The organism is Lonsdalea quercina subsp. quercina, assembly GCF_000688695.1.
Taxonomy (GTDB): Bacteria; Pseudomonadota; Gammaproteobacteria; order Enterobacterales; family Enterobacteriaceae; genus Lonsdalea; species Lonsdalea quercina_D.
This window is the reverse complement of sequence record NZ_JIBQ01000003.1, coordinates 126469-139234: the sequence shown is the minus strand read 5'-3', so window position 1 is coordinate 139234 and position 12766 is coordinate 126469. Positions and strand designations below refer to the sequence as shown.

At 57.4% G+C, this 12766-nt stretch carries 10 protein-coding genes; 1 reads left to right on the top strand and 9 read right to left on the bottom strand.

Annotation, left to right across the window (positions count from 1 at the left end):
* Positions 1 to 38: 38 nt before the first annotated feature.
* On the top strand, positions 39 to 1079 hold the full coding sequence (locus SB13_RS01905; protein ID WP_026738725.1) for an NADP(H)-dependent aldo-keto reductase: 1041 nt from the start codon (positions 39 to 41) through the stop codon (positions 1077 to 1079).
* Between the two features lie 54 nt (positions 1080 to 1133).
* Here the strand turns inward: SB13_RS01905 and SB13_RS01900 are convergent, their stop codons facing one another.
* From SB13_RS01900 to SB13_RS01860, 9 genes are all read right to left on the bottom strand, one after another.
* On the bottom strand, positions 1134 to 4235 hold the full coding sequence (locus SB13_RS01900) for an autotransporter serine protease (protein ID WP_051619053.1): 3102 nt from the start codon (positions 4233 to 4235) through the stop codon (positions 1134 to 1136).
* 541 nt (positions 4236 to 4776) lie between these two features.
* A complete protein-coding gene (locus SB13_RS01895) occupies positions 4777 to 5499 on the bottom strand; it encodes a YggN family protein (RefSeq protein ID WP_152545775.1) in 723 nt (240 codons plus the stop codon).
* Positions 5500 to 5605: 106 nt separating this feature from the next.
* A complete protein-coding gene (locus SB13_RS01890) occupies positions 5606 to 5950 on the bottom strand; it encodes a YggL family protein (RefSeq protein ID WP_026738723.1) in 345 nt (114 codons plus the stop codon).
* On the bottom strand, positions 5950 to 6669 hold the full coding sequence (gene trmB / locus SB13_RS01885) for a tRNA (guanosine(46)-N7)-methyltransferase TrmB (protein WP_026738722.1): 720 nt from the start codon (positions 6667 to 6669) through the stop codon (positions 5950 to 5952). The genes SB13_RS01890 and trmB overlap by 1 nt, the downstream gene beginning before the upstream one ends.
* 149 nt (positions 6670 to 6818) lie before the next feature.
* Positions 6819 to 7412, bottom strand: a complete 594-nt coding sequence (locus SB13_RS01880) for a hypothetical protein (protein ID WP_027063678.1) — start codon at positions 7410 to 7412, stop codon at positions 6819 to 6821.
* Between the two features lie 81 nt (positions 7413 to 7493).
* Positions 7494 to 8057, bottom strand: a complete 564-nt coding sequence (locus tag SB13_RS01875; RefSeq protein WP_026738720.1) for a fimbrial protein — start codon at positions 8055 to 8057, stop codon at positions 7494 to 7496.
* A 10-nt stretch (positions 8058 to 8067) separates the two neighbouring features.
* On the bottom strand, positions 8068 to 9105 hold the full coding sequence (locus tag SB13_RS01870) for a type 1 fimbrial protein (RefSeq protein WP_051616294.1): 1038 nt from the start codon (positions 9103 to 9105) through the stop codon (positions 8068 to 8070).
* A gap of 172 nt (positions 9106 to 9277) precedes the next feature.
* On the bottom strand, positions 9278 to 9976 hold the full coding sequence (locus SB13_RS01865; protein ID WP_463605540.1) for a fimbrial biogenesis chaperone: 699 nt from the start codon (positions 9974 to 9976) through the stop codon (positions 9278 to 9280).
* A gap of 54 nt (positions 9977 to 10030) precedes the next feature.
* Positions 10031 to 12496, bottom strand: coding sequence for a fimbria/pilus outer membrane usher protein (locus SB13_RS01860; protein ID WP_235202354.1), 2466 nt, complete (start codon positions 12494 to 12496; stop codon positions 10031 to 10033).
* Positions 12497 to 12766: the final 270 nt, after the last annotated feature.

Here is a 12766-nt window from a genome sequence, read left to right as displayed (position 1 = left end):
GCACCTGCTCCTCTTCAAATAAAAAGGAAGCTGGCACAATGCAATACCATCGTATCCCTCATACTGCTCTAGAAGTCAGCGAGCTGGGACTGGGCACCATGACCTTTGGTGAACAAAACAGTGAAGCCGACGCTCACGCCCAGCTGGATCACGCCATTGCAGCCGGGGTAAACCTGATTGACACCGCCGAACTTTATCCGGTTCCCCCGCGGCCAGAAACGCAGGGGCTGACCGAAAGCTACATCGGCTCGTGGCTAAAACAGCGCGGCGGGCGCGAAAAACTGATCATTGCCTCGAAAGTCAGCGGCCCGGTGCGCGGCAGCGATCACAACATTCGTCCTCAGCAGGCGCTGGACCGCAAGAATATCCGTGAAGCCCTCAACGACAGCCTGACGCGTCTGAACACCGACTACATCGACCTTTACCAACTGCACTGGCCGCAGCGCCAGAGCAATTTCTTCGGCAAGCTGAACTACAGCTATACCGACGACAAACCGGCTGTGACGCTGCTCGAAACGCTGGAAGCGCTCAACGAGCAGGTTCGGGCCGGAAAAATTCGCTACATCGGCGTCTCCAACGAAACGCCGTGGGGCGTAATGCGCTATCTGCAACTGGCGGAAAAACACGACTTGCCGCGCATCGTCTCCATCCAGAACCCCTACAGCCTGCTTAACCGCAGTTTTGAAGTCGGTCTGGCCGAAATCAGTCAGCACGAAGGGGTGGAGCTGCTGGCATACTCCTCTCTGGCGTTCGGTACGCTGACAGGTAAATACCTGAACGGCGCCAAACCGGCAGGCGCGCGTAACACGCTATTCAGCCGTTTCACCCGATACAACGGACCGCACACCGAGCAGGCCATCGCAGACTATGTCGCGCTGGCGAAGCGCCATGGGCTCGACCCGGCGCAGATGGCGTTGGCGTTTGTCCGACAACAACCCTTCGTCGCCAGCACCTTGCTGGGCGCGACCTCCGTTGAACAGCTGCGTATAAATCTGGAGAGCCTGACGGTCACGCTGGATGAAGACGTGTTAAGCGAGCTGGAAGCCATCCACCAGCGCTTTACCTTCCCTGCCCCATAACATGCTTGCATCACAACAGGGCCAACTTCGGCCCTGTTGATATCCAATGCTTGCTTAAAACATCACGCTGAACTGCATACGTACGCCATCGTCGCGGACTTTGCTGCCATGCATTCCCTGATATCCCAGGGACAGGCGGGCGTGATCACTGAGGTCCGCCGCCAGTCCAGCGTGCATCAATACGGCATTTTTCGGCGTCGCCGCGCCATCAACGTTGAAGTCATCGCCCCCGTGGGTGAAGTGCAACCGCGCCGAATGATGTCGTTCGCTCAGACGACGCTGGTAGCCGATATCCCCGTATAACGAGAAGGGTGAAACGGCGGTGAAACGCATGTCGCCGCGCAGTCCCAGCGTCGAAAAAGCCGACACGCTATTTTGTGTATTCCAACCCAGCGATGCCTCGCTGCCGAACTCACGTGCGCCCGGCGTCTGTAGCCACACGTAAGCCGCGTTGGCATAGGGCTCCACACCCAGATCGGGTGTGATGGAGAAGCGCCGGCTGCCCTCGATAAAGCCTTGCGCCTGATGGGCATGATAGTGAGCGCGAGCCTTGCCTTCCACGCCAGGCACGTGCAACGTGCGCTGACTCGACAGATCCAGATAGCTGTAGTTCAGCCCAGTGCGCCAATCCACTCCCGCCAGCTCGCCATCCAGATAGAGCGCCGCATGATAGGCGGTGGCATCCGCGCGAGACGCTCTGTCGCCCATACTGATCCGGCTCTTTTCGCTGCCGACTGCGATGCCCAACGCGCTTGACTCGCCCATCTGAGCGCCGCCGCCCAGCAGGAAGCCGTAGCCCTGATGGTCCACCGCCGCCTCGCCAGCCTCACCCGATAATCGCCCATCGTTAGACCAGGTCGTCAGCCAAAGCGGCTCGCCGTGACCGGAACGCATCGCGCCGTTCAGCGCATCTCGCACGTTCTGACTACGCTGGATCATGGCTGAGCGCGAAGCCGCATAGAACTCGCCGCTGAGGTTATCAAAGGCATCGCGTGCCGCATCGGCCGACCTCACGTTGGCGATAGCGCTATACGCCGCGCCACCGTTGAGGCTGTCGAGCGCGTCGGCCACCGAATGCTGATTGGTTGTCGCCGCCACATCGCTGAAACGTCGGGCGTTGCGCACCGTTTCAAGCCACGCGGCATGGTCGCTATACCCCAAGACGTCGGTAAGAAACAGGGCATCGGCTGATACGCCCCCGTCGCCGCCGAGCACCAGTGCATCAAATTGACCGGATACCGCGCCGCTGGCATCAAGCAGCGTATAGCGAGTGCCAAGCGAACTGCGACGTAAATTAATCACCCGCACCGTGCCTGCGAGAGTGGCATTTTGCTCGACGATAAGCCTGTCTGACTGCCCTTGCGCATCAATCTCGAATTCGTAGATTGATCCCGGCGTGAAACGAACGTTGCCGACGGTTAACGTACCGACGGAAGTCCCGGGGGCCAACATGCCCCCCGCGTCGATAGTGACAGAGCCGCCGATGTTACCGTGACCGCCCAGCACCGCGTTCGACAGCACCCAGACGTCTCCTGCCAGACTCCCGCTGCCTCCGGCGTTTTTCGCCACGACCAGCCTTCCCCCTTCCACCACGGTCGGCCCGCGGTAGGCATCAACGCCGGTCAGGTATAGCGTGCCGTCCCCTTGCTTGCGCAAACCGACGTCCAGATCGTACAACGCGCTGCCCGTATCAGCATTGCGTACCTGAGCGATATCATTGCTCCAGATGCTGTCGAACCCCTGAGTATCAACGCTGTACAGCGCATACCGTCCGCCATAGGCGTCCGAACTCAGATCGCTGTCCGTCAGCCGTTTACCGTCGAGTTTCGCCGGCCCCTGCACCGCCTTATAAGCGTTGACGATCCCCTGACCGAACAGCGCCTGATAATCCTCCTGCGACATCAGCGTCATCGTGCTGTCGTCCGCCGCCGCCAGAATCGCGGCCTTCACGTCGTCGTCACTCATGCTGTAAAACGGATTATTGAGCTTGAGGGAGTTGACCAGCGCGGCCATTTCCTCGTCGCTAAACGTGATGCCGCCCGACGCCGCATACACTTTAAGCTCCACGCCCGTCATGTTGAGCGCGCTGTCGACGTTGTTGCGCGCCAGCACCACGGCCCGCGGCAGCTGCGCGCCGCTCAGGGGCGTTGCGGTAGACAGCAAGACATCGGCCAGTTGTTTGCCCGACAGATAGGGGAAGGCCTCGCTGACCAGCGCGCCCACGGCCGCCACATAGGGGGCGGAGAACGACGTGCCGCTGAGCGATGAGTAATAGGTCTGATCGTAAGTCGTGTAAATGTCGACGCCCGGCGCAAGCAAACTGTACTCGGTCGCTCCCTGCGCCAAGTTACTGAACGATGCGATAAACGCAGCGCTGGTCGATGGCTGCCTCGGGTCGAAAGACATCACGGAGAGCCAGTTGTTGGCTATCTTGTTCTCAAAGCCGGTCATATCCAGCACGGTAGGCAACGCCGACAGCAGCGTCGGCGTCAGATGCCCCTCATTCCCGGCGGAGAAAACCAGCAGTTGCCCCTGCTCCGCGTTGCGCGTCGTTAGCTCATTGAATCCCGGTATCCAGGTGTCGAACAGCTCGCTTTGAACGTCCGCATCGTAGGAAAACAGCTGATCGGGATAAATATTAAAGCCCCAGCTGTTGTTAACGATCTTCGCTTCGGGGTACTGCGCCATGATCGCCAGCGCGTTTGCCACGCTCGACGTCGTTAAGTCGACGCCGAGAGACAGAATATGCGCGTTATAAGCCAAGCCGTGTATGCCAACATCATTTTTGGCCGCCCCCACCACTCCCGCTACCGCGTAGCCGTGTCTGTTGTATTCATCCGGCGTAGATAACCACTGCGTTCCTTCTGCCACTCGTCCCAAAAACTCGGGGCCGCTTAAATCGGATTGTGTATCGATGATGCCGACCGTCGCTCCGGCGCCGCTGTATCCCAACGAGTAAGCCTCCGCCGCAAACATCGCGTCAAGCGCAGGGCCATTGTACTGATACTCCCGAGTCCGAAAGTCATCGGCGCTCGCCGCCCCGGCGGAAAATGCGGGCAGCAGTAATGACATCGTGACCAGACAGGCCAGCGGCGTCACTCTGCCACCGTGTTTGCCTTTGCCGCCCGCACGGTGCGGGTTGCGAATTCCCTTCATAAATAACTCCCTGTCAAACGTTGACTCATGGTGACGCGCGGATTGACTCCGGACGCGGCGGTTTACGCGGCCGTCCCCCTGGCGTTCTCACCTTGAGTGGGGTGCGCTGCCGGGCGGTTGCCGTAAAAATAGACATGACGTGATGCGATATACCGGTCATGAACGGCTCCCCTCTCAGCGAAGGAAGGCGGACATCACGCGATATCAGCCGGAGGAATCAGTCGCGTTACGCGAAGGCGATGAGGCGATGGCCCGCCACAAACGAAATTGCCTTTCACACGCCGCAGCCNCCCTGCCATCCCGTCGCTGCCGCGGCCATTATAGGGAATCACAAACCATTCAATAACGAGAAAAAGACACTTTCCTGACGAAATCTTTACGATATGAGATAAGGAAGATCAACGGCCATATAAAGGAAACATACAAAGGAAAAAAGGGAGGAATGAGTGAAGTGGGGGGAGATGAAAAGCCGGAGGGCGGCAAGGCCCATAACGATAAGCGAGGAAAGAAACGGGGCCCGTAGCCCCGTCGTCTTTGCCCGTTAAGGCAGCGTCTTAAGCAGCGTTTTACGCTGTTCTTCCAGACTGGTCACACGCTGGCAGACATCGCGTCCGAAGCGTTGAAAGTCCATTTCCTGATTGTTCCACTCCGTCTGAATCGCCTGTTGCAGGCCGCCCAGATTCCCCATGACCGCCTGCAATGGATTGCCGCCACCGCCGTTGGCCATCTGTTTGACGCCCATCTCGTTCAGACTGTCTTGCAGTACGCCGCCCAGCGTCTGCTGCACAATCTGGCGACCATCCTGCTCCACCTGCTTAATCGCCTGATGGTGGAAAGCCAATCCGTCGGGACGGTGCTCGATGATGCGGTTCATCTGCTGTTTGAGCTGGGTGTTAAGCGTGGTCAGACGGCCACGGACATTGCTGTCGCTCCCCAGTTGCTGAACGATGACTTTATCCAGCGACTGACGGGCCTTTTCCAGATGCTGTTGCGCGCCCGCGTCTATCCACGGCAGCTGCTCACGCAGTTCAGCCTGATATTCTCGGGCCTGACGCCGCTGTTCCGACGTCAGGGTCAGCGTCTGGTTATCTTTGACCACATCCCCTTCCGGCGAGAACGCCAGGTTACCGCTGGCGCCCACGACCTTCACGCTTTGCGGCGTGATGAAAATGTCATCCTGCGGCTGAACCGGGCACTGATACTCCGCCCGCGCCTGCCAGGTGAATAGAATCAGTGCACCGAAGACGAGATTACGCAACAACATAGTGACTCCTGAAAAAAAAAGGGCGCCTAACAGGCGCCTCATGATAGCCATAAAGGCGCAGGACCGAAGATGAAAATCCGTCGACCTACCGCCACGCGTTTCCGCTTTAGGCTAGGTTCGGCGGCAGATCCCACCAGATGTCGAACAGTTCGCTGACGGTCACGTCGCTCAGCTGCTGAGATTCCAGCCACTCTTTGACCAGCTGACGGTGTTCGTCCGTGCAGTTGCCCAGTTTCTGCTGGCAAACCAGCCCCTGCCACTGCAGGTAGCCGCTGCCTTCAAAAGCCAGACCACGTGGTTCGATAACATCGTCAACAAAGCGATCCAGCAGCCCGTCGATAGTTTCAACAGATGTGCCTTCCGCGAAACGGAAGCTGACTGAGAAACCCAGTTCCTTGAATTCTTCAATGTGTAACTTTTTACGTAAACGTCGGCTGCGATTAATCGCCATTACTCTTTCCTCTCAAACATGAGATCCCAAACACCGTGGCCTAAACGCTGACCACGGGCTTCAAATTTCGTTAACGGGCGTGACGCCGGACGCGGTACATAGTCCTGGCTGTCGGACAGGTTGCGATAACCGTCGAGCGCCCCCATCACTTCGAGCATGTGCTCAGCATAAGGTTCCCAGTCGGTCGCCATATGGAATACACCGCCCAGTTTCAACTTGCTACGCACCAACTCGGCAAACGGCGGCTGAACGATGCGCCGCTTGTTGTGGCGTGCTTTGTGCCACGGATCCGGGAAGAACAGCTGCACCATCGCCAGCGATCCGGCAGGGATCATATTATCCAGCACATCCACCGCATCGTGACACATGACGCGCAGGTTATCGATGCCCGCTTCCTGAGCGGACGCCAGACAGGCCCCCACGCCAGGCAGATGCACTTCGATACCGAGGAAGTTCTGTTCCGGGTGCTGTTCAGCCATCGTGACCAGCGAGGCGCCCATGCCGAATCCGATTTCCAGCACGACCGGCGCATCGCGTCCGAACAGCGTGGTAAAGTCCAGCACGTCGTCTTGATACTCCACGCCCATTACCGGCCACAGGCTGTCCAGCGCCTGTTGTTGCCCTTTGGTCAATCGCCCCTGGCGACGAACGAAACTGCGAATACGCCGCAAAGGACGACCATTTTCATCAAATTCCGGGGAGATGACGTTATTGATCATAGTGCTTACACGTTGTCAGGGGTTATGAAACAAGCGCGCAGTATAATGGATACCTATGAAAAATTCTTTCCTATCTGCCGACGGCAGCTTCGCGCCTGCCGGGAAGCGAGGCGGCGGGCACATGGCAGGCCCGCGCCTCTTAGATGCGCTCAAAGCAGTGGGTAGAGATCGCGATGCGTGCGGCAGTTGAGTTTGGTCAGGGACTTATGCCGCTGGGCATAGAGGGTTTTAACGCTTTTATTCGTGTCTTGCGCTTCACGTTTGGCGCCGCGACCGGACAGCAAACTGATAAATCCCCACATTTGTCCACGCGATAGCCGCGACTTGATTCGCTCCCGCTCGCTATAGTCGCCCGGATGAATGCGCTCATTGAGAAAGACGCTAAGCTGGTGCATTGTGCAGCCGTCCAGCGGGAAGAGCACCGCGTCGATATTGTGGTAGCACATCGATAACAATTTGAGGAGATTGGCTTTTCCGATAATGATCAGCCGTTCCTTATTCATGTACATCGCGTTGTTTATTCCCGAGGCGAACCGCAAAAAACGGACCAGATCGCCAACGTCCTGCAAAATGAAAATCAGGCGATCGACGCTCGGCCAGTCCGGTATAGCCGTCATCGCCTCCTCATCCGGCTTCACCAGCAAATAATCCAGTGGATAATCCTGCGGTCGCCCATATTCGCTCAACGCGTGCTTGACCGCGGGGTAATACAAATAGCATGACGTCACCAAGAATAATTTCATCTGACTCATCACCTTTTCCCAAGTATGTGCAGGCGGATCGCCGGATTCGGTCCGGACGATAATGGATAAATCACAGTGCGCTTATTGATAACTCAGCGTGAAATTCGCGGTCGCGCTATAGCTGCCCGCGGCTAATGACTCGCTGTCGACCTTTTCCAACCGGGCGCGGAAGTCCAGGCGGTTGTCGCCGTCGAACAAGGGGATCTTGCCCGTCTTGCCGTTCAGCGGTAGCAGCTGGTCGGCACGATAAATGCCGATGGCAACGCCTTTCGCAACCGAGGCGGAGTCAATCGCCAGTCGTCCCGCCAGCGCGGTGTTCTCCTTTCCGGAAAAACTCACCACCACATCCCGCAGAGTTTCCGTGCTGCATTGGGTCAGCACGATCGAGAAATCTCGCCATTCGCCAGCCCGCTCTGTCTGCAAGGTACGCGTCGACTCTTCGCCCATATCCACATCGATATTTTCCGAGTCTGTGCTCAACACGCACGGCGAATCCACCACCCGCACATGGAACCCCACGTCATAGACATAGTCCTGCGCGTTTCCGCTGCCGGCGGCCGCGGCGCTGGCTGCCAGCAGCACCCCGTGAGCCCACAACAGGCCGTGTACGGCGCGGCGAATGACGGTTCGGCGTTTTGTCGTCATCTCCCCTTCCCTAGTCATAGTTGAAACGCAGGACGATGAACTTCTCAACATCGCCGGGTACCGCCGCATCCGACGCGTACAGCCTGGCGGTGTATTGCTTTTCCACCGTGCCGCTGGCCGATGTCAGCCCCTTAATGAAGCTGATGAACTGGTTGTAAACGATGTTGCTGCCCGTCGAACCGTCTTCAATTTTCAGCGTCGAGCCATTGCCCATATCCATTCCGTCAGCGCTTGCCAGAACATTGTTTCTGGAAGCCGCATCGAAATTGACGGTGAGATCGAACCCTTTGCCGCAGTCCTCGCCGCCGTCGGTCGAGGCGCTGATTTGGAAGTCCTGCTGCGCCACAACGCCTGCGGAAGCGCTGCTCCACGCCTGCACCGTGCCGAAATCGATATAGCTGTTGGGCGACACAATCACGTTGGCCGAGCACTGGATGACCTCAATGTTTCTTAGCCCGGACAGCCGGAAAACGTAGTTACTGTCCGGTTTATTGTTGATGCCCAGTTCGCCATCCACCTGAAAGACGCTAAGAGAGTCGGTCCCCGAGCTGCTATTGGTGATGTCACCGATTTTTTCCAGATACAGTTGCACCGTGGTGGGCATCATGGTCGGATTTTGCGGCGGCTTGGATCCGGACGGTCCCGGCGCGATAAATTGTCCCGTCGACACTCGCGAGCCAATGCCGCCACCGCCCGAGACCACGCCCAGATCCTGACCGTTGTAGATAATGCCGATCCCGATCCCTGCGCCCACCACTTCTCCGCCCGGATTGGGGTAAAAGTAGGCGTATTCGCCTTTGGGCTTCACATTTTTATAAGCCCAGCAGGCCAGGTTGCGGCTGTAGGATTTAGACGTCCACAGCCGACTGCCCACCGGCAACGTGGACGGAATTTTCAGCGAGCCGATATCTTCACTGTCGGAAACCGGCCCATTGACCGTATCTTTACGGCACTCCAGCGCGAAGGCGTCTACGGCCAGCATCGACAACATGCTGCCGCAGAACCACGGCAGGCAGCGGCGCGCGCCGGAAGTCACTAATCTGAACATACTCTCCCCTTTTCAATGTTTTCGCCGACGTCTCCACCTCTGCGGGTTTCAGCGAGAGATGAGCCGTCGCGCGACATCTCTGGCGGCGGCAGTCGATACTGCGTCGGTAAAGTCGGTCGCGCAGTGCCCGCCGTCTCCTGCAGCGTGGCGATCGTCATCGTCACTCGCAGTCTCAGTGAGTTTGTTTATCAACCAGGGCACAGGTGGCCTGCTGGCAGGAAAAGCGCAGTTCCGGATGACCGCCAAAATCATTGACGTAATACAGCGAGAAATCCCGCACCGACGGGTCTTTAACGTCGACGTTAAGGGATGACTTCGGCGCAATCATGAAAGCGCGATCCTTTAGCAGGGAGGACGTCCCCTTCTCCCCAGACTGGCGCTGAATATTGCTGACGGTGATGTAATACGGCGTGGGATTCTCCACCACGAACTGCTGACCCGATTTGCGGATTTTGAGTCGACGTTGCCAGACGTCGTTTTTCACCGGCTTGATCGCCTTCGGCCGATAAAACACTTTGATCTCCGACTGCACGGCGATCTGCAGCACGTTGGCCTTTTCCGGTTTAGGCGGGATCTCCCGCACGTTCAGATAGAACAGCGNCTCCCTGTCCTGCGGCAGCTGTTCGATCCCCGCCGTTTTAACCAGACGAATCAGGGTGCGCCCTCCCGCCTCGATCCGCTGCAACGGCGGCAACACCATCAGCGGGGCCGAGATTTTGCGGTGTTCGCTGTCGGTCAACCAACTCTGCGCCAGAAACGGAAGGGTGCCGTTTTCATTCGTCAGCGTGACGGTGGTGGTTTGCTCCGCCCCGTCATAGATCACCCGCGTTCGGTCAAGATTGATTGCCGCCTGCAAGGCCGGCGAAAACATCACGATGCACGCCAGCAGCGCGGCAGGCATCCTGAAACGATGAGGTTGATTCATTTACTCTTCTCCATGGGTTGCATTCGTTGTCGGCAATGGCTGGCAAGGCAGCAACAGGGTCTCCAGGCCGTTTAACGTTCGAGGTAACGTTATCCGGCACTGTGCTTCGCCCTCCCATCTCACCGTCAATATTTCATTTGCCACGACGCCGGTGAGGTAGACCTGGCCCTCCTCTGTCACCATGGCGACCTCACGTCCGCGGGCGTTGGTTACCGTCGCGGCGAAGGGAGGGTAACGCCCGTCTGGCAGCCTCAGCGTGCCAAGCACTTTGCCGCCGCTGACGACCTCAAACTTGCGGTAGCCGATGGCGCCTTCGGTCAGCGTGCCCTGCACGATGGTCGTCAACGCCTCGACGTCCGCTGGCAGGTGCTGAACGTCGACCCGCGTCGGTACGTCGAAGTAGCTGCTGGTACCAGCAATCACGGCCAATCCATTGGCGTTGGTGACCACGCTGCCGTTGGAGAACGGCACGCCCGCCACGCCGTTGGCATCCACCATCACTCGCGTTCCTCCGTTAACCCCCTTCTGATGGGCGGCGACGCCATGACGCGTCGCGGTGATGCCGCCGCGCAGGGAGCCGTTGACGTAGGTGTAACCGTCCTGCTGCCAGGACAGCCCCATGCTCGCGTTGGTCGCCGACGCGGTGTAGTTGTAAGTCCCGCTGACGTAGCCTTTGCTGGCGGCGTCGTAGCGCGTACTCAAATTCCAGCTCCGGTTTTGATCTTGCTGGTTGCTGTAGGTCAGCGTCTGGGTCATCTTCCCGCCATAGCTGCCCAGGCCGTATCCGATGCGCTCTCGGTCACGCAACGGGATGGAGAGATTGAGATAAATGCTATCGTCGGCATTCGCGTTGTAGAGCGAGCGCCATGCAGACACCCCGGCGGACACGCCCTTGAGCGGGCCCAGATCGAGATACGTATTCAGAGAGATGCCGTAACGGTGCTGCTGCCGCTCATTCCAGAAGGTCTGCTGCGTATAACTCAGATAGGTAGAAAGTCCATTCAGCCACTGCCTTTCGCTGGCAAAGTTTTTCGATAAGGTAATGACGTAACGCTCTTTTTCGCTGTGATAGTCGTTGCCGGTGTTATTCAACGCATAGAGGTATTGGGACATCCCCATGAAGGTCTTTTCAGAGAAACGGTATCCAGCGAAGTTCNCCTGTCCGTCAATGGAGTCGAAGCGCTTCGACCAGTTCAAAGAAAAAGAGCGTCCGTTTTGCTGCGTTTTATCAGGTAGGCTGGCGCGGGACTGGGTTATGTCGGCCGACACCGCGCCCAGCAGATAAAGGTTGCGCCCGAGTCCCACTGACCCAGACTGATAGCCGTTGGACAACGTTGTGCCGCCATACAACGACCAGGCATTGCTCATTCCCCAGGAAAACTCGCTGGAGGAAAACGTCAAATTTTCTCGGTGGCGCTGGTTGTCAGACGGGCGCCCTGCCGAAAGCTTGTATTGAATTTGCCCCGGCCGAGTCAGATACGGGAGGCTGGCGGCTTCGGTCTTGAACGTCGTAACGGAGCCATCCTCTTCCGTGATGCGGACGTCCAGCGTCCCGGTCACGCCGCTGTTCAGATCCTGAAGAGAAAACGGTCCCGCAGGTACTGTGATTTCATAAATAACGCGGCCGTTCTGCATGACGGTAACCGTCGCATTGGAGCGCGCCACGCCGCGAATCTCAGGCGCATAGCCACGCAGCGATGGGGGCAGCATGTTTTCATTGCTGACCAGACTGGCGCCGATAAATCGGAAGCTGTCGAACAGGTTGGTATTGAGATACATCTCGCCCAACCTGACATCGGCTGACATGAACGGCAGCGGTCGGTAGGCGTAGAACTGATCCCAGGAGAACGCTTTACGGTGGTTGTCTTGCGCATCGTTCATGTAATAGCGGTAATCGGCGCGATAACGCCACGCACCGAGATTGAATCCCGCAGTGCCATAGCTGCTAAGATAGCGGGCGGAGCCTCCCTGGCCGGTACCTCGACGCACGTTGCCCACCAGGTTGTAGTCCAGCATCACGCCGTTGACCCCGGGGTCCCACTGCTCCGGCGGCGTCCAGTTTTTATTGCTGTACTTCATCCACGCTTGGGGAATGGCGATGTTCAGCTCCCCCATCCCAATCTGGTTGGAGACATTCACACCGGCGACGGTCGTCACATCCGCGCACTGGCCGTCGTTCCACCACGTGATGTGATCCGCGGCCTCCGGCTTTAGCGCAAGTTTGCCGACGGTTTCCGCATCAAGGCACAGACGTGATTTACGTCCGTCCGGGCCCGACACAAGATAACTGACTCTCCGCTGGTCAATCATTTTGTTATTGACCTTAATCGTCAGCATATAGTCGCCTGGAATGACGTAGTCCGAATCAGAAAAGCGGCTTAGATCAATCTCATTACGTTCATCAATATCCAATACGCTGGCATTGAATTCCGTCGCTTTTGCATTATTGGAGAAAAAACAAACCATGAAAAGACCGTATCGACAGGTGCTATTCAGTCTATTTATGACTCCCTTTTCCTGCATATTAGTCATCAATATAGATACCAGTGTATTGTTAACATCGTTCAGAAAAGAAAAAGGGGTTAAATAAGCGTTTATTAAGCCAACAACATCACCACACCCTCAAAATTGATCTCTTGAGGATGTAATAGAGTATGCAAAACGCCGCTAAATAAAATAGTCACTAACAAATGAAAGGCTCAGCGCCATACCACCTGTAAACAGGTGGTGCTTTCA